Source organism: Lederbergia panacisoli (genome assembly GCF_024626525.1).
In the GTDB taxonomy this organism is placed as follows: Bacteria; Bacillota; Bacilli; order Bacillales; family Bacillaceae_C; genus Lederbergia; species Lederbergia panacisoli.
The window spans coordinates 43,443-59,297 of sequence record NZ_JANJGU010000015.1 but is presented as its reverse complement, the minus strand read 5'-3'; the positions used below and the strand labels follow the sequence as shown (position 1 = coordinate 59,297).

Below are 15,855 nucleotides of genomic sequence, written 5' to 3'. Positions count from 1 at the left end.
TAGGCCCCTTGCTGGATGTTAATAATTTTGAGTATATGAAAATCGGTCTTGCTTCACCAGATAAGATCCGTTCTTGGTCTTTCGGTGAAGTGAAAAAACCAGAAACAATTAACTATCGTACTTTGAAGCCAGAAAAAGATGGTCTGTTCTGTGAACGTATTTTTGGTCCTACGAAGGACTGGGAATGTCATTGCGGTAAGTACAAACGTGTACGTTATAAGGGAGTCGTCTGTGATCGCTGTGGCGTTGAAGTAACACGTATGAAGGTCCGCCGTGAAAGAATGGGCCATATTGAACTAGCTGCACCAGTTTCACATATATGGTATTTTAAAGGAATTCCAAGCCGTATGGGACTTGTCCTCGACATGTCCCCGCGTGCTTTGGAAGAAATCATTTATTTCGCATCTTATGTTGTAACGGATGTGGGCAGTACGACATTAGATAAAAAGCAACTTCTTTCTGAAAAAGAATACCGTGCATACCGCGAGAAATATGGATCACAATTCCAAGCATCAATGGGTGCGGAAGCCATTAAAAAGTTACTTCAAGATATCGAACTTGAAAAAGAAGTGGAACAGCTTAAAGAAGAACTTAAAACAGCCCAAGGACAACGCCGTACCCGCGCTATTAAGCGTTTGGAAGTACTTGAGGCGTTCCGTCATTCAGGCAACCAACCTGATTGGATGGTTTTAGATGTACTTCCTGTTATTCCGCCTGAGCTGCGCCCAATGGTTCAGCTCGAAGGTGGACGTTTTGCCACTTCAGATCTGAATGACTTATATCGACGTGTAATAAATCGCAACAATCGTTTGAAAAGACTTCTAGACCTTGGAGCACCTAGCATTATCGTGCAAAACGAAAAGAGGATGCTTCAAGAGGCGGTTGACGCCTTAATCGATAACGGTAGAAGAGGAAGACCTGTTACAGGGCCAGGAAACCGTCCACTTAAATCCCTTTCACATATGTTAAAAGGTAAACAAGGGCGTTTCCGTCAAAACTTACTCGGAAAACGTGTTGACTATTCCGGCCGTTCTGTTATCGTTGTTGGCCCTAACTTAAAAATGTACCAATGTGGTTTACCAAAAGAGATGGCGCTTGAGCTATTTAAACCCTTTGTTATGAAGGAACTAGTTGGAAAAGGCCTAGCACACAATATTAAGAGCGCAAAACGAAAAATAGAGCGAGTTCAACCAGAGGTTTGGGATGTACTTGAAGATGTCATCCGCGAACACCCAGTTCTATTAAACAGGGCGCCGACTCTTCATAGACTAGGAATTCAAGCATTTGAGCCTACTCTAGTAGAAGGTAGAGCCATTCGACTCCATCCACTCGTTTGTACAGCTTATAATGCAGACTTTGATGGAGACCAAATGGCTGTTCACGTACCGTTATCAGCGGAAGCGCAAGCGGAAGCACGTTTATTAATGCTTGCGGCTCAAAACATCCTAAATCCGCGTGATGGAAAACCTGTTGTTACTCCATCTCAGGATATGGTACTAGGTAACTATTACTTAACTCTAGAGCGTGAAGGTGCCGATGGTGAAGGAATGGTATTCAGAGATACGAATGAAGCTTTAATTGCGTATCAAAATGGATATGTTCATCTTCATACACGAATTGCAATTCAGGCTAACTCATTAAAAAATGAAAGATTTACGGAAGAACAAAGAAATAGCTTGTTAGTGACAACTGTAGGTAAGTTGATCTTTAATGAGATTCTTCCACCATCATTTCCGTATATTAATGAGCCGACAAATGAAAATTTAGAAGGAAATACACCAGATAAATATTTTGTTCCATCAACCACTAATGTTGCTGAATTTATCAAAGAACAACCACTAGTGGAACCATTCAAAAAGAAGATTTTAGGAAATATCATCTCTGAAATCTTTAAACGTTTCCAAATTACGGAAACTTCGAAAATGCTCGACCGAATGAAAAACCTTGGATTTAAGTATTCCACGAAGGCGGGAATTACAGTCGGGGTATCGGATATCGTCGTATTAGCTGAGAAGGAAACGATTTTGAATGAAGCTCAAAATAAAGTTGATAATGTCATGAAGCAATTTAAGCGTGGTCTCATTACAGAGGAAGAACGCTATGATCGTGTCATTGCCATCTGGAGTGCCGCTAAAGATACAATTCAAAGTAAACTAATGAAAACATTAGAAAAAATGAATCCTATCTTCATGATGAGTGACTCCGGAGCGAGGGGTAACGCTTCTAACTTTACTCAGCTTGCGGGTATGCGTGGTTTGATGGCCAACCCGGCAGGTCGAATTATTGAATTACCAATTAAGTCCAGTTTCCGGGAAGGGTTAACCGTTCTAGAGTACTTTATCTCAACGCACGGAGCACGTAAAGGTCTTGCGGATACAGCATTGAAAACTGCTGACTCTGGGTATTTAACAAGAAGGCTTGTAGATGTTGCACAGGACGTTATTGTTCGTGAGGACGACTGTGGAACGGATCGAGGTCTCCTAGTCGCTGCACTGAAAGACGGTTCTGAAGTAATAGAGCCTCTTGAAGAGCGTTTAATTGGCCGCTATGCAAGGAAGAAAATTGTTCATCCTGATACAGGTCAAGTTCTTGTGTCAGAGAATGAGCTTATAGATGAAGACTTAGCGAAAGACATAGATAATGCGGGAATTCAGGAAGTATGGATTCGTTCTGCATTTACATGTAACACCCGCCATGGCGTCTGTAAAAAATGCTATGGTCGTAATCTAGCTACTGGTTCAGTCGTTGATGTTGGAGAAGCTGTTGGTATTATCGCAGCTCAGTCAATCGGAGAACCAGGAACGCAGTTGACGATGAGGACCTTCCATACAGGTGGGGTTGCGGGAGACGATATAACACAGGGTCTTCCACGTATTCAAGAGTTGTTTGAAGCGCGTAATCCTAAAGGGGTTGCCGTTATTTCTGAAATTAGCGGTGTCGTTACTTCTATTTCGGAAGGGCGCGATCGTCAGCATGAGATTGTTGTTCAAGGTGAAATTGAGGCACGCACATATAATGCACCTTATACTGCGCGCTTAAAAGTTGCGGTTAATGATCAGGTTACACGTGGTCAAGAATTAACAGAAGGGTCAATCGATCCGAAAGAATTACTCCGCATTCGCGATGTCGCTGCGGTTCAAGAATATTTACTTCTTGAAGTACAAAAGGTATACAGAATGCAAGGTGTTGAAATTGGCGATAAGCACGTTGAAGTGATGGTTCGCCAAATGCTTAGAAAAGTGCGTGTATCTGATGCAGGTGATACAAATGTATTGCCAGGTACACTACTTGATGTCCATCAATTTACGGATGCCAATCAAAATGCACTACTGGAAGGGAAACAGCCTGCAACGGGTCGTCCGGTGTTGCTTGGTATTACAAAAGCATCCTTAGAAACGGACTCTTTCCTGTCAGCTGCCTCTTTCCAAGAGACAACCCGCGTTCTTACAGACGCTGCCATCAAAGGGAAGACAGACGAATTACTCGGCTTGAAGGAAAACGTCATTATCGGAAAGCTTGTCCCTGCTGGAACTGGTATGCAAAGATATCGGAAAGCGGTAGCTGTTACGGTAGAGGACGAGGCAGTAAGCGCAGAGTAATGTAAGGGATAATAGATGTTGCTAGTCGGCTCTATAGTCGACTAGCAAATATTTTTTATGTTTTTATTGACATAGAAAATGACAGATGATAATATATTCAAGGTGCTCCTATCATTATACCTGTTACTTTGGAGGATATTGAAAATGTCTTATGAAAAAGTGTCACAGGCAACAAACGTGATCGTAGGAACAAAGCAAACAGTAAGGGCTCTTAAATCAGGGCATGTACTTGAAGTATTCGTTGCATCAGACGCTGATCCGCGAATTGCGGAAAGTATCATTCACACAGCTAAAGAAATGGATGTACCTATTACAATAGTGGACTCTATGAAAAAGCTGGGGAAAGCATGCGGCATTGATGTTGGAGCAACGACTGTTGCCATTATTCAATAAAGGTGTTTTTGCAGTTGACTCACCTGCAAAAACTTGTTTTTTGCCTTAAAAAGAACCACCTGGATGTGTGGGCTTAAGAAAAAGGACGAAGGGAGGAACAAAAATGCCTACAATTAACCAATTAGTGCGCAAAAATAGAAAATCAAAAGTAACAACTTCTGACTCACCTGCACTAAACAAAGGCTATAACAGCTTTAAAAAAGTGAACACAAATGTATCATCACCTCAAAAGCGTGGTGTATGTACTCGTGTTGGTACAATGACTCCAAAAAAACCAAACTCAGCATTGCGTAAATATGCTCGTGTTCGTTTGACTAATGGAATCGAGGTAACTGCTTATATCCCAGGTATCGGCCATAACCTACAAGAGCACAGTGTTGTGCTTATTCGCGGAGGCCGTGTTAAAGACTTGCCGGGTGTGCGTTATCATATCGTTCGTGGAGCACTTGATACAGCTGGCGTTGAAAAACGCGCTCAAAGTCGCTCTAAATACGGTACAAAAAAACCTAAAGTTAAAAAATAATAAATGATTAGATAGAATCATCGAAAGGAGGAACACCGATGCCACGTAAAGGACCTGTATCAAAAAGAGACGTACTGCCAGATCCGATTCACAACTCAAAGCTTGTAACACGTTTGATCAACAAGCTTATGGTAGACGGTAAAAGAGGTAAAGCACAAACAATTCTTTATTCAGCATTTGATCTTATCCAAGACCGTACAGGTAAGGATGCAATGGAAGTATTTGATCAAGCATTGAAAAATATTATGCCAGTATTGGAAGTTAGAGCTCGCCGCGTAGGTGGTGCCAACTACCAAGTACCTGTTGAAGTTCGTCCGGACCGCCGTTCGACTTTAGGGTTGCGCTGGTTAGTAAATTACGCTCGTCTTCGCGGAGAAAAAACGATGGAAGAGCGACTAGCTTATGAAATTATGGATGCTGCCAATAATACTGGAGCTTCTGTTAAAAAGCGTGAAGATATGCATAAAATGGCGGAAGCAAACAAAGCATTCGCACATTATCGCTGGTAAGATATCATTTTATAAAATTTTACTACTCATCCCAGGAAGGAGAAATACGAAATGCCAAGAGAATTCTCCTTAGAAAAGACACGTAATATCGGAATAATGGCTCATATCGACGCCGGTAAAACAACAACTACCGAACGTATTCTTTTCTATACAGGGCGCATTCATAAAATTGGTGAAACGCACGAAGGTGCTTCACAAATGGACTGGATGGAACAAGAGCAGGAGCGCGGTATTACGATTACATCTGCAGCAACAACTGCACAATGGAAAGGCTACCGTGTAAACATCATTGACACACCTGGACACGTAGACTTCACAGTAGAAGTTGAACGTTCTCTTCGTGTACTTGATGGAGCAGTAACTGTACTTGATGCCCAATCAGGCGTTGAGCCTCAAACTGAAACAGTTTGGCGCCAAGCAACAACATACGGTGTTCCACGGATTGTATTCGTTAATAAAATGGATAAAATCGGTGCGGACTTCCTATACTCTGTTAAAACACTTCATGATCGCCTACAAGCGAATGCACACCCAGTTCAACTTCCAATTGGTGCGGAAGATACCTTTACTGGAATGGTTGACCTTGTAGAAATGAAAGCTTGGTTCTATGAAGGCGATGCAGCACTTGATGCTGTTGAAAAGGAAATTCCTGAAGACCTTCGTGACCAAGCTGAAGAAATGCGTGGAAGCTTAATCGAAGCTGTTGCCGACTTTGATGAAGAATTGATGATGAAATATCTCGAAGGAGAAGAAATTTCTTCAGAGGAATTGAAAGCTGCCATTCGTCAAGCAACATTGAAAGTAGAATTCTTCCCAGTTCTTTGCGGAACAGCATTTAAAAACAAAGGTGTTCAGAAGGTACTTGACGCGGTTCTTGATTACCTGCCTGCACCAACTGATATCGAATCAATTAAGGGAATCATTCCTGATACAGAAGAAGAGATTGCCCGTCATGCTGATGACAACGAGCCTTTCTCAGCTCTTGCCTTCAAAGTAATGACCGACCCTTACGTTGGTCGTCTAACGTTTTTCCGTGTATACTCTGGAACATTGAACTCTGGATCTTATGTTCAAAACTCCACGAAAGGTAAACGTGAACGTGTTGGACGTATCTTGCAAATGCACGCCAATCACCGTGAAGAAATCTCTACAGCATATAGTGGAGATATCGCTGCTGCGGTTGGTTTGAAAGACACAGGTACAGGTGACACTCTTTGTGATGAAAAGGATCTAGTTATCCTTGAGTCTATGGAGTTTCCAGAGCCAGTTATCTCCGTTGCGATTGAACCAAAATCAAAAGCGGACCAAGATAAAATGGGTACTGCACTTGGGAAACTTCAAGAAGAGGATCCGACATTCCGTGCGGAAACAAATCCTGAAACAGGCCAAGTCGTTATCTCTGGTATGGGTGAGCTTCACTTAGACATCCTTGTTGACCGTATGAAGCGTGAATTCAAGGTAGAAGCAAACGTTGGTGCACCTCAAGTATCATACCGTGAAACATTCCGTACTTCTGCTGAAGTAGAAGGTAAATTCGTTCGCCAATCCGGTGGTCGTGGTCAATTCGGTCATGTATGGATTGAATTCTCTCCTAACGAAGAAGGAAAAGGCTTCGAATTTGTAAATGGAATCGTGGGTGGGGTTGTTCCACGTGAATATGTCCCTGCTGTACAAGCTGGTCTTGAAGATTCAATGGCGAACGGTGTACTTGCTGGTTACCCATTAATCGACGTTAAAGCAAGACTATTTGACGGTTCTTACCATGATGTTGACTCGAGTGAGATGGCATTTAAAATTGCAGCTTCTATGGCACTTAAAAACGCTGTGAAAAAATGTAACCCAGTATTGCTTGAGCCACTTATGAAAGTTGAAGTCGTAATCCCTGAGGAATACCTTGGAGATATCATGGGTGATATTACATCACGCCGTGGACGTGTAGAAGGAATGGAAGCACGTGGAAACGCACAAGTCGTTAAAGCGTTCGTTCCTCTTGCTGAAATGTTTGGTTATGCAACATCACTTCGTTCTAATACACAAGGTCGTGGAACATATACAATGTTCTTTGATCATTACGAAGAAGTGCCGAAATCAATTTCGGAAGAAATTATCAAAAAAAATAGCGGTCAATAATTGATTTTAAACAATTAATCAAGTATAACTACTATTAGATATGCTAGGAGTCGCTTTAAAATTTCTATTCTAGTTTTAAAGCGCCTCTCATACTTACTATTTTTCTTAATTAAAAGGAGGATTTTCAAATGGCTAAAGCTAAATTTGATCGTTCCAAAGAACATGCTAATATTGGTACTATCGGTCACGTTGACCATGGTAAAACAACTCTTACAGCTGCGATTACAACTGTTATGGCAAAGCGCGGCGGCGGAGAAGCTAAAGGTTATGATATGATTGACAACGCTCCTGAAGAGCGCGAGCGTGGAATTACAATCTCAACTTCTCACGTTGAATATGAAACTGAAAAACGCCACTATGCACACGTTGACTGCCCAGGACATGCTGACTATGTTAAAAACATGATCACTGGTGCTGCTCAAATGGACGGAGCAATTCTCGTTGTTTCTGCTGCAGATGGCCCAATGCCACAAACTCGTGAGCATATTCTTCTTTCTCGTAATGTAGGTGTTCCTTACATCGTTGTATTCATGAACAAATGTGACATGGTTGACGATGAAGAACTTCTTGAATTAGTAGAAATGGAAATTCGCGATCTTCTTTCTGAATATGATTTCCCTGGCGACGACATTCCTGTTGTTAAAGGTTCTGCTCTTAAAGCTCTTGAAGGAGAAGCTGAGTGGGAAGAAAAAATCGTTGAATTAATGGATGCAGTTGATGAGTACGTTCCAACTCCAGAACGCGACACTGACAAGCCTTTCATGATGCCTGTTGAGGATGTATTCTCAATCACAGGTCGTGGTACAGTTGCAACTGGACGTGTAGAGCGTGGACAAGTTAAAGTCGGTGAAGAAGTTGAAATCATCGGTCTTGCTGAAGAATCAAGAAAAGTTGTTGTTACTGGAGTAGAAATGTTCCGTAAGCTTCTTGACTATGCAGAAGCTGGTGATAACATCGGTGCCCTTCTTCGTGGGGTTGCTCGTGAAGACATCCAACGTGGTCAAGTATTAGCGAAGCCTGGTACAATCACGCCACATACAAACTTCAAATCAGAAGTTTACGTATTGTCAAAAGAAGAAGGTGGACGTCACACTCCATTCTTCACAAACTATCGCCCTCAGTTCTACTTCCGTACAACTGACGTAACTGGAATTGTTCATCTTCCAGAAGGCGTAGAAATGGTTATGCCTGGTGACAACGTAGAAATGACTGTTGAATTGATTTCACCAATCGCGATCGAAGACGGAACTCGTTTCTCTATTCGTGAAGGTGGACGTACAGTTGGATCTGGCGTTGTTACAACTATCCAAAAATAATATATCTATATAAGTAGAAAGCAAATGGATGACGATCCATTTGCTTTTTCTATTTCTACTATTACTTTTCTTATATAATTTTATCCTACTTAAAAACTTCAATTATTTTATTTTCTGAATTCAAACAAAGCCTTGATTCTACATGAGAATCTCTGTATAATCGTAGGGGTGCGAAAGTATACGGAAATGTTATAAAAAATATTGCATCTGCCTTATATTTTCTGTATAATAAACAATGTTGGTTTTTGACTGCTATGATGTGGAAGGTTGCTGACACACCCGGCCGCTTTGCCATGGCGAGTGTGTGGGAAATTTTCACGGAGTATGTCTATTTTAAAATAGGCGAAAAGGAGGGAAAGTAATGGCAAAACAAAAAATTCGTATTAGATTAAAGGCATATGATCATAGAATTCTTGATCAATCAGCTGAAAAGATCGTTGAAACAGCAAAACGTTCAGGTGCAAATGTCTCAGGACCAATTCCATTGCCAACTGAGAAAACTGTCTACACAATTCTTCGTGCGGTGCACAAATATAAGGATTCTCGTGAACAGTTCGAAATGCGCACACATAAACGTCTAATTGACATCATCAATCCTACACCACAAACTGTAGATTCATTGATGAGATTAGACTTGCCGTCAGGCGTTGACATTGAAATCAAACTATAATCAATAAATTTAATTGAAAAATCAGGAGGTGTGACTCATGACCAAAGGAATCTTAGGAAGAAAGATTGGAATGACGCAGGTTTTTGCTGAAAATGGTGAATTGATCCCTGTAACAGTAATCGAAGCTGCTCCAAACGTAGTTCTTCAAAAGAAAACAGTTGAAACTGATGGATATGAAGCAGTCCAACTTGGCTTTGAAGACAAGCGCGAGAAGCTTGTGAACAAACCGGCAAAAGGGCACTTTGCTAAAGCAAATACTGCTCCTAAGCGCTTCGTCCGTGAATTTGACGGAATTAATTTAGATGAGTACGAAATTGGTCAGGAAGTCAAGGTTGATATTTTCGCGGAAGGCGATTTAGTAGATGTATCTGGAATTTCTAAAGGTAAAGGATTCCAAGGTGTAATTAAACGCCACGGACAATCACGCGGACCTATGTCCCACGGTTCTCGTTACCATCGTAGACCAGGATCTATGGGAGCTGTTGATCCGGCACGTGTATTTAAACAAAAAGCATTGCCAGGACGTATGGGTGGAGAAAGAATTACGATTCAAAACCTTCCAATCGTAAAGGTTGATGCGGAGCGTAACCTTATTTTAGTAAAAGGTAATGTACCAGGACCTAAAAAAGCGATGCTTGAAATCAAAACAGGAATTAAAGTGAAATAAATATCGTTTAAAGAAAGGAGGAAATAGGAATGCCGAAAGTAGCAGTTTATAACCAAGCTGGATCAAAGGTTGGTGAAATCGACCTTAACGAATCCATTTTTGGTATTGAACCTAATAATCATGTTCTTTTTGAAGCGATTGTTATGCAAAGAGCTTCATTAAGACAAGGAACATCAAAAGTAAAAAACCGTTCTGAAGTTCGCGGTGGCGGACGTAAGCCATGGCGTCAAAAAGGAACAGGCCGCGCTCGTCAAGGTTCGATTCGTTCGCCACAATGGCGTGGTGGTGGAATCGTATTTGGTCCAGTTCCACGTAGCTACAGCTACAAACTTCCTAAGAAAGTTCGCCGTTTAGCAATTAAATCAGCACTTTCAGCTAAAGTTTTGGAAGAAAGCGTAGTAGTACTTGAATCATTGAATTTTGAAGCGCCAAAAACAAAAGAATTCGTGAGCGTTCTTGCTAACCTTCCAGTTGGCAAAAAAGCACTTGTTGTAACTGAAGTGCTTGATGAAAATGTTGCGTTATCTGCAAGAAACATTCCTGGAGTGACAGTCGTTGATGCAAACAATGTATCCGTATTGGATGTTGTTAGCCATAACACACTGATCATGACGAAAGCCGCAGTCGAAAAAGTAGAGGAGGTGCTTGGATAATGGATGCACGTGATGTATTAAAGCGCCCCGTTATCACAGAACGATCTACTGATATTATGGTCGATAAAAAATATACGTTCGAAGTAGACGTAAAGGCGAATAAAACGCAAGTGAAAGATGCAGTCGAAAGCATCTTTGGAGTTAAAGTTGAAAAAGTAAACGTAATGAACTATAAAGGTAAGTTTAAGCGTATGGGCCGTTTTGGCGGATATACAAATAAACGCCGTAAAGCAGTAATTACGTTAACGAAAGACAGCAAGGAAATTGAATTGTTCGAAGTATAATAACGTAATGAAAAAATACCAGAGGAGGGAAAAAAATGGCGATCAAAAAATACAAACCTACCTCAAATGGACGTCGTAATATGACAGCTTTGGATTTTTCTGAAATCACAACTGATACACCAGAAAAATCATTACTAGAGCCTCTTCATAGAAAAGGCGGCCGTAACAACCAAGGTAGAACTACAGTTCGCTTTCGCGGCGGTGGTCATAAGCGCCAATACCGTATTATTGACTTTAAAAGAACTAAAGATGGTATACCAGGGCGCGTTGCTACAATCGAGTATGATCCAAACCGTTCCGCTAATATCGCACTAATCAATTATCATGATGGTGAGAAACGCTATATTTTAGCACCTAAAAACTTGAAAGTCGGCATGGATGTTATGTCTGGTCCAGATGCTGATATTAAAGTAGGAAATGCACTTCCACTTGCAAACATTCCAGTTGGTACAGTAGTGCATAATATCGAATTAAAGCCAGGAAAAGGTGGACAATTAGTCCGTTCTGCAGGTACTTCTGCACAAGTTCTTGGTAAGGAAGGAACAAAATATGTGTTAGTTCGTCTGAACTCAGGTGAGGTTCGCATGATCCTTGCAACTTGCCGTGCGTCTATCGGTCAAGTGGGCAACGAGCAACACGAATTAGTAAATATCGGTAAAGCAGGTCGTTCTCGCTGGTTGGGCAAACGTCCACACGTACGCGGATCTGTTATGAACCCGAACGATCACCCACATGGTGGTGGTGAAGGCCGTACACCAATCGGACGTAAATCACCTGTTACACCTTGGGGTAAACCAACACTTGGTTATAAAACTCGTAAAAAAACGAACAAGTCGGATAAATTTATTGTACGCCGTCGTAAAAAATAACGGGATTAATCTACGGTTCATTGAGGGAACCGTAGTGCAATCACGAAGGGAGGTTCAACCATGGGTCGCAGCCTAAAAAAAGGGCCTTTTGTAGATGAGCATTTAATGAAAAAAGTAGAGAAATTAAGCGAAAGCGACAAGAAACAAGTGATTAAGACTTGGTCTCGCCGTTCAACTATTTTCCCAAACTTCGTAGGAAATACGATTGCTGTCTATGATGGCCGCAAACATGTACCGGTATATATCAGTGAGGATATGGTAGGCCATAAGCTTGGTGAATTTGCACCAACTCGCGCATATAGAGGCCATGCCGCTGATGATAAAAAAACAAGACGCTAATGAGAGGAGGGCATCCTGATGCAAGCTAAAGCTGTTGCAAGAACAGTGCGAATTGCTCCTCGTAAAGCACGTTTAGTAGTTGATCTTATTCGAGGAAAGCAAGTGGGCGAAGCAGTTGCAATTTTGAAATTAACACCAAAAGCTGCCTCCCCAATCGTAGAGAAACTTTTAAAATCTGCCGTAGCAAATGCAGAGCACAATTATGATATGGACGTAAACAATCTTTTGGTTTCTGCGGCATTTGTTGACGAAGGTCCAACAATGAAACGATTCCGTCCGCGTGCGCAAGGTCGTGCGAGCCAGATTAACAAACGCACTAGCCACATTACAATCGTGGTATCAGAAAAGAAGGAGGGATAATTAGTGGGTCAAAAAGTAAATCCAATCGGTATGCGTATCGGCGTTATCCGTGACTGGGAATCCAAATGGTACGCTGACAAAGATTATGCAACGTTACTCCACGAAGACATTAAAATTCGTGAATATATTACAAAGCGTTTGTCTGATGCTTCTGTTTCAAGTGTTGAAATTGAGCGTGCTGCAAATCGCGTAAACATCACAATCCACACTGCTAAGCCAGGTATGGTTATCGGAAAAGGTGGAAGCGAAGTTGAAGCATTGCGTAAAGCATTGAACGAACTAACAAACAAACGTGTACACATTAATATTATTGAAATTAAAAGAGCTGATCTTGATGCGAAGCTCGTAGCTGAAAATATTGCACGTCAATTGGAAAATCGTGTATCTTTCCGTCGTGCTCAAAAACAAGCGATCCAACGCACTATGCGTGCAGGCGCTTTTGGAATTAAAACACAAGTATCCGGCCGTCTAGGTGGAGCGGATATTGCTCGTGCTGAACACTACAGCGAAGGAACAGTTCCACTTCATACACTTCGCGCTGACATCGACTATGCACATGCTGAAGCAGATACAACTTACGGCAAGCTCGGCGTTAAAGTATGGATTTATCGTGGAGAGGTCCTTCCAGAAAAGAAAAAATCTGTGGAAGGAGGAAAATAATCATGTTATTGCCTAAACGCGTTAAGTATCGTCGCGAACATCGCGGAAAAATGCGTGGTCGTGCAAAAGGCGGTACAGAAGTTGCCTTTGGCGAATACGGCTTACAAGCTCTAGAAGCTTCTTGGATTACGAATCGTCAAATTGAAGCCGCAAGGATTGCAATGACTCGTTTCATGAAACGTGGCGGTAAAGTTTGGATTAAAATTTTCCCTCACAAACCATATACAGCAAAACCACTTGAAGTACGTATGGGATCCGGTAAAGGTGCCCCTGAAGGATGGGTTGCAGTAGTAAAACCTGGCAAGATTATGTTCGAAATTGCTGGTGTATCAGAAGAGGTGGCACGTGAAGCGCTTCGTCTTGCTGCACACAAACTTCCAGTCAAATGTAAATTTGTAAAACGAGAAGAAATTGGTGGTGAACGTAATGAAGGCTAATGAAATCCGTGACTTAACCACTGCCGAAATTGAACAAAACGTAAAATCATTGAAGGAAGAATTATTTAACCTTCGCTTCCAATTAGCTACTGGGCAACTTGAAAACACTGCCCGTCTTCGCGAAGTTCGCAAAGAAATTGCTCGTATGAAAACTGTGATTCGTGAAAGAGAGCTTGAAGTTAATAATCGATAATCGGAGAGGAGGTTTGCGAGATGAGTGAACGCAACCAGCGTAAAGTCTACACAGGACGCGTTGTTTCCGACAAGATGGATAAAACCGTAACTGTTATGGTTGAAACGTACAAAAAGCATTCATTATACGGCAAACGCGTAAAGTACTCTAAAAAATTCAAAGCACATGATGAGCAAAACGAAGCTAAAATTGGCGACGTTGTACGAATCATGGAAACACGCCCACTTTCAGCAACTAAACGTTTCCGTTTAATTGAGGTTGTTGAGAAAGCAGTCATTATTTAATTAATTGTTTCGGATATAAGTGTTCCGAAGGGAGGTAAACTAGATGATTCAACAAGAATCTCGTTTAAAAGTGGCTGACAACTCTGGTGCCCGTGAAGTTTTAACAATCAAAGTCTTAGGCGGATCAGGCCGTAAGACTGCGAATATTGGCGATGTAATCGTCTGTACAGTAAAACAAGCAACACCAGGCGGCGTTGTCAAAAAAGGTGATGTAGTTAAAGCTGTAATCGTTCGTACAAAAAGTGGTGCGCGCCGTGCGGATGGTTCTTATATCAAGTTCGATGAAAATGCATGCGTCATAATTCGTGACGACAAGGCTCCTCGAGGAACTCGTATCTTCGGACCAGTTGCTCGTGAACTTCGTGATAATAACTTTATGAAAATCGTATCTTTAGCACCAGAAGTTCTTTAATAAATCTAGATTCACCCATTCAAGGAGGTGCGATTCAATGCATGTCAAAAAAGGTGACAAAGTAATGGTCATCACAGGCAAAGACAAAGGGAAAACAGGTACAGTATTAGCTTCATTCCCGAAAAAAGACCGTGTGCTTGTCGAAGGTGTGAACATTGTTAAAAAGCATTCAAAACCTTCTCAAGATAATCCACAAGGTGGAATCATCAATCAAGAAGCGGCAATACATGTTTCTAATGTGATGTTGCTGGATCCTAAAACAAACGAACCAACTCGTGTTGGTTACGAAGTAGTTAATGGCAAAAAAGTACGTGTAGCTAAAAAATCAGGTGTAGCATTAGATAAATAGTTCTTAGATGAAGGGAGGTACACTACATGAACCGCCTAAAGGAAAAATATCAAAAAGAAGTAACTCCTGCTCTCATGAGCAAGTTCAATTACAAATCTATTATGGAAGTACCTAAAATTGACAAAATTGTTATCAACACAGGAGTTGGCGATGCTGTACAAAATGCGAAAGTTTTAGACAACGCTGTTGAAGAACTTAGCTTAATTACAGGTCAAAAACCGGTTGTAACAAGAGCAAAAAATTCAATCGCAGGATTCCGCCTACGTGAAGGTATGCCAATTGGTGCAAAAGTTACTCTTCGCGGAGAGCGTATGTATGAGTTTTTCGACAAACTAGTTTCAGTTTCCCTTCCACGTGTACGTGACTTCCGTGGAATCTCTAAAAAAGCATTCGACGGTCGTGGAAACTATACACTAGGTGTTAAAGAACAACTCATCTTCCCTGAAATTGATTATGATAAAGTGAGCAAAGTTCGTGGTATGGATATCGTTATCGTTACAACTGCGAACACTGACGAGGAAGCTCGTGAACTACTGACTGCATTTGGAATGCCGTTCCAAAAGTAATCGCTAAATAAGGGAGGCGAAAACGTGGCTAAAAAATCTATGATCGTAAAGCAGAAACGTACTCAAAAGTTTAAAGTTCAAGAATACACTCGTTGCGAACGTTGCGGCCGTCCACATTCCGTCATTCGTAAATTTAAACTTTGCCGTATTTGTTTCCGTGAACTAGCTTATAAGGGTCAAATTCCTGGCGTTAAAAAAGCCAGCTGGTAAGACCGAATTTGGGAAGGAGGTAAAATAAATGGTTATGACTGATCCAATTGCAGATTTGCTAACACGCATCCGCAACGCGAATATGGTCCGACATGAGAAGTTGGAAGTTCCTGCTTCTAATATTAAAAAAGATATCGCTGAAATCCTCAAACGTGAAGGGTTTGTACGTGATGTTGAATATATCGAAGATAACAAGCAAGGCATCATTCGTATTTTCTTAAAGTATGGTGCAAACAATGAGCGCGTCATTACAGGCTTAAAGCGTATCAGTAAACCTGGTTTGCGTGTATATGCAAAAGCTGATGAGGTTCCTAAAGTACTGAACGGTCTTGGTATCGCACTTGTATCTACATCACAAGGCGTATTGTCTGATAAAGAAGCAAGAGCGAAGCAAGTTGGCGGAGAAGTACTCGCATACGTATGGTAATATCT

The 15,855-nt window shown here is 41.4% G+C and carries 22 protein-coding genes; all 22 read left to right on the top strand.

All coding sequences use genetic code 11. From position 1 onward, the window contains the following. The first annotated feature begins 35 nt into the window (after nucleotides 1-35). The 22 genes from rpoC to rpsH all read left to right on the top strand — a co-directional run bounded on the left by rpoC (nucleotide 36) and on the right by rpsH (nucleotide 15,850). Entirely contained in the window at nucleotides 36-3,599 is a 3,564-nt protein-coding gene (gene rpoC / locus NQ185_RS16605) for a DNA-directed RNA polymerase subunit beta' (protein ID WP_444546880.1), read from the top strand. A gap of 144 nt (nucleotides 3,600-3,743) precedes the next feature. Continuing rightward, nucleotides 3,744-3,992, top strand: coding sequence for a 50S ribosomal protein L7ae-like protein (locus NQ185_RS16600; RefSeq protein ID WP_257583135.1), 249 nt, complete (start codon nucleotides 3,744-3,746; stop codon nucleotides 3,990-3,992). Nucleotides 3,993-4,095: 103 nt separating this feature from the next. Then, the gene (gene rpsL, locus NQ185_RS16595) at nucleotides 4,096-4,515 is read left to right on the top strand and encodes a 30S ribosomal protein S12 (RefSeq protein ID WP_213131549.1); all 420 of its coding nucleotides are present in this window, start codon (nucleotides 4,096-4,098) and stop codon (nucleotides 4,513-4,515) included. Nucleotides 4,516-4,553: 38 nt separating this feature from the next. After that, nucleotides 4,554-5,024, top strand: a complete 471-nt coding sequence (gene rpsG / locus NQ185_RS16590) for a 30S ribosomal protein S7 (RefSeq protein WP_257583133.1) — start codon at nucleotides 4,554-4,556, stop codon at nucleotides 5,022-5,024. A 51-nt stretch (nucleotides 5,025-5,075) separates the two neighbouring features. Next, a complete protein-coding gene (fusA, locus tag NQ185_RS16585) occupies nucleotides 5,076-7,154 on the top strand; it encodes an elongation factor G (RefSeq protein WP_257583132.1) in 2,079 nt (692 codons plus the stop codon). Between the two features lie 128 nt (nucleotides 7,155-7,282). Then, entirely contained in the window at nucleotides 7,283-8,470 is a 1,188-nt protein-coding gene (tuf, locus tag NQ185_RS16580) for an elongation factor Tu (protein WP_257583131.1), read from the top strand. 361 nt (nucleotides 8,471-8,831) lie between these two features. Next, nucleotides 8,832-9,140 (top strand): 30S ribosomal protein S10, encoded by a 309-nt coding sequence (rpsJ, locus tag NQ185_RS16575; RefSeq protein ID WP_066145209.1) that lies wholly within the window; start codon nucleotides 8,832-8,834, stop codon nucleotides 9,138-9,140. A 37-nt stretch (nucleotides 9,141-9,177) separates the two neighbouring features. Continuing rightward, the gene (gene rplC / locus NQ185_RS16570; protein ID WP_257583130.1) at nucleotides 9,178-9,807 is read left to right on the top strand and encodes a 50S ribosomal protein L3; all 630 of its coding nucleotides are present in this window, start codon (nucleotides 9,178-9,180) and stop codon (nucleotides 9,805-9,807) included. 29 nt (nucleotides 9,808-9,836) lie between these two features. Then, on the top strand, nucleotides 9,837-10,460 hold the full coding sequence (gene rplD, locus NQ185_RS16565) for a 50S ribosomal protein L4 (protein ID WP_257583129.1): 624 nt from the start codon (nucleotides 9,837-9,839) through the stop codon (nucleotides 10,458-10,460). Then, on the top strand, nucleotides 10,460-10,744 hold the full coding sequence (gene rplW / locus NQ185_RS16560) for a 50S ribosomal protein L23 (protein WP_257583128.1): 285 nt from the start codon (nucleotides 10,460-10,462) through the stop codon (nucleotides 10,742-10,744). The genes rplD and rplW overlap by 1 nt, the downstream gene beginning before the upstream one ends. A 35-nt stretch (nucleotides 10,745-10,779) precedes the next feature. Then, nucleotides 10,780-11,613, top strand: coding sequence for a 50S ribosomal protein L2 (gene rplB, locus NQ185_RS16555; protein WP_257583127.1), 834 nt, complete (start codon nucleotides 10,780-10,782; stop codon nucleotides 11,611-11,613). 60 nt (nucleotides 11,614-11,673) lie between these two features. After that, nucleotides 11,674-11,952 carry a 30S ribosomal protein S19 gene (rpsS, locus tag NQ185_RS16550; RefSeq protein WP_257583126.1) on the top strand — a complete coding sequence of 93 codons (279 nt, stop codon included), beginning with the start codon at nucleotides 11,674-11,676 and terminating at the stop codon, nucleotides 11,950-11,952. Between the two features lie 18 nt (nucleotides 11,953-11,970). Further along, nucleotides 11,971-12,312 (top strand): 50S ribosomal protein L22, encoded by a 342-nt coding sequence (gene rplV, locus NQ185_RS16545; RefSeq protein WP_257583125.1) that lies wholly within the window; start codon nucleotides 11,971-11,973, stop codon nucleotides 12,310-12,312. Nucleotides 12,313-12,315: 3 nt separating this feature from the next. After that, nucleotides 12,316-12,972, top strand: a complete 657-nt coding sequence (rpsC, locus tag NQ185_RS16540) for a 30S ribosomal protein S3 (RefSeq protein WP_257583124.1) — start codon at nucleotides 12,316-12,318, stop codon at nucleotides 12,970-12,972. Between the two features lie 2 nt (nucleotides 12,973-12,974). Beyond that, nucleotides 12,975-13,409, top strand: coding sequence for a 50S ribosomal protein L16 (gene rplP / locus NQ185_RS16535; RefSeq protein ID WP_257583123.1), 435 nt, complete (start codon nucleotides 12,975-12,977; stop codon nucleotides 13,407-13,409). Continuing rightward, nucleotides 13,399-13,602: a 50S ribosomal protein L29 gene (gene rpmC, locus NQ185_RS16530; protein ID WP_213127106.1), complete on the top strand. Its 204-nt coding sequence runs from the start codon at nucleotides 13,399-13,401 to the stop codon at nucleotides 13,600-13,602. The genes rplP and rpmC overlap by 11 nt, the downstream gene beginning before the upstream one ends. Nucleotides 13,603-13,622: 20 nt before the next feature. Then, nucleotides 13,623-13,886: a 30S ribosomal protein S17 gene (gene rpsQ / locus NQ185_RS16525; protein ID WP_213112016.1), complete on the top strand. Its 264-nt coding sequence runs from the start codon at nucleotides 13,623-13,625 to the stop codon at nucleotides 13,884-13,886. A 43-nt stretch (nucleotides 13,887-13,929) separates the two neighbouring features. Then, a complete protein-coding gene (gene rplN / locus NQ185_RS16520) occupies nucleotides 13,930-14,298 on the top strand; it encodes a 50S ribosomal protein L14 (protein WP_213112017.1) in 369 nt (122 codons plus the stop codon). A 37-nt stretch (nucleotides 14,299-14,335) separates the two neighbouring features. Further along, nucleotides 14,336-14,647, top strand: coding sequence for a 50S ribosomal protein L24 (gene rplX / locus NQ185_RS16515; RefSeq protein ID WP_257583122.1), 312 nt, complete (start codon nucleotides 14,336-14,338; stop codon nucleotides 14,645-14,647). Nucleotides 14,648-14,673: 26 nt separating this feature from the next. Beyond that, nucleotides 14,674-15,213, top strand: coding sequence for a 50S ribosomal protein L5 (rplE, locus tag NQ185_RS16510; RefSeq protein ID WP_257583121.1), 540 nt, complete (start codon nucleotides 14,674-14,676; stop codon nucleotides 15,211-15,213). A 24-nt stretch (nucleotides 15,214-15,237) separates the two neighbouring features. Then, nucleotides 15,238-15,423 carry a 30S ribosomal protein S14 gene (gene rpsN / locus NQ185_RS16505; RefSeq protein ID WP_213131531.1) on the top strand — a complete coding sequence of 62 codons (186 nt, stop codon included), beginning with the start codon at nucleotides 15,238-15,240 and terminating at the stop codon, nucleotides 15,421-15,423. 28 nt (nucleotides 15,424-15,451) lie between these two features. Beyond that, the gene (gene rpsH, locus NQ185_RS16500) at nucleotides 15,452-15,850 is read left to right on the top strand and encodes a 30S ribosomal protein S8 (protein WP_257583120.1); all 399 of its coding nucleotides are present in this window, start codon (nucleotides 15,452-15,454) and stop codon (nucleotides 15,848-15,850) included. Nucleotides 15,851-15,855: the final 5 nt, after the last annotated feature.

Excerpts from the sequence above, each read along its gene's own strand:
- rpsL (WP_213131549.1), top strand. The coding sequence starts at position 4,096 with ATGCCTACAATTAACCAATTAGTGCGCAAAAATAGAAAATCAAAAGTA.
- tuf (WP_257583131.1), top strand. The coding sequence starts at position 7,283 with ATGGCTAAAGCTAAATTTGATCGTTCCAAAGAACATGCTAATATTGGT.
- rpsH (WP_257583120.1), top strand. The coding sequence starts at position 15,452 with ATGGTTATGACTGATCCAATTGCAGATTTGCTAACACGCATCCGCAAC.
- rpsS (WP_257583126.1), top strand. The coding sequence starts at position 11,674 with ATGGGTCGCAGCCTAAAAAAAGGGCCTTTTGTAGATGAGCATTTAATG.
- rplP (WP_257583123.1), top strand. The coding sequence starts at position 12,975 with ATGTTATTGCCTAAACGCGTTAAGTATCGTCGCGAACATCGCGGAAAA.
- NQ185_RS16600 (WP_257583135.1), top strand. The coding sequence starts at position 3,744 with ATGTCTTATGAAAAAGTGTCACAGGCAACAAACGTGATCGTAGGAACA.
- rplN (WP_213112017.1), top strand. The coding sequence starts at position 13,930 with ATGATTCAACAAGAATCTCGTTTAAAAGTGGCTGACAACTCTGGTGCC.
- rplW (WP_257583128.1), top strand. The coding sequence starts at position 10,460 with ATGGATGCACGTGATGTATTAAAGCGCCCCGTTATCACAGAACGATCT.
- rplB (WP_257583127.1), top strand. The coding sequence starts at position 10,780 with ATGGCGATCAAAAAATACAAACCTACCTCAAATGGACGTCGTAATATG.
- fusA (WP_257583132.1), top strand. The coding sequence starts at position 5,076 with ATGCCAAGAGAATTCTCCTTAGAAAAGACACGTAATATCGGAATAATG.
- rpsG (WP_257583133.1), top strand. The coding sequence starts at position 4,554 with ATGCCACGTAAAGGACCTGTATCAAAAAGAGACGTACTGCCAGATCCG.
- rpmC (WP_213127106.1), top strand. The coding sequence starts at position 13,399 with ATGAAGGCTAATGAAATCCGTGACTTAACCACTGCCGAAATTGAACAA.
- rplD (WP_257583129.1), top strand. The coding sequence starts at position 9,837 with ATGCCGAAAGTAGCAGTTTATAACCAAGCTGGATCAAAGGTTGGTGAA.
- rplX (WP_257583122.1), top strand. The coding sequence starts at position 14,336 with ATGCATGTCAAAAAAGGTGACAAAGTAATGGTCATCACAGGCAAAGAC.
- rpsQ (WP_213112016.1), top strand. The coding sequence starts at position 13,623 with ATGAGTGAACGCAACCAGCGTAAAGTCTACACAGGACGCGTTGTTTCC.
- rpoC (WP_444546880.1), top strand. The coding sequence starts at position 36 with ATGAAAATCGGTCTTGCTTCACCAGATAAGATCCGTTCTTGGTCTTTC.
- rpsJ (WP_066145209.1), top strand. The coding sequence starts at position 8,832 with ATGGCAAAACAAAAAATTCGTATTAGATTAAAGGCATATGATCATAGA.
- rplE (WP_257583121.1), top strand. The coding sequence starts at position 14,674 with ATGAACCGCCTAAAGGAAAAATATCAAAAAGAAGTAACTCCTGCTCTC.
- rplV (WP_257583125.1), top strand. The coding sequence starts at position 11,971 with ATGCAAGCTAAAGCTGTTGCAAGAACAGTGCGAATTGCTCCTCGTAAA.
- rplC (WP_257583130.1), top strand. The coding sequence starts at position 9,178 with ATGACCAAAGGAATCTTAGGAAGAAAGATTGGAATGACGCAGGTTTTT.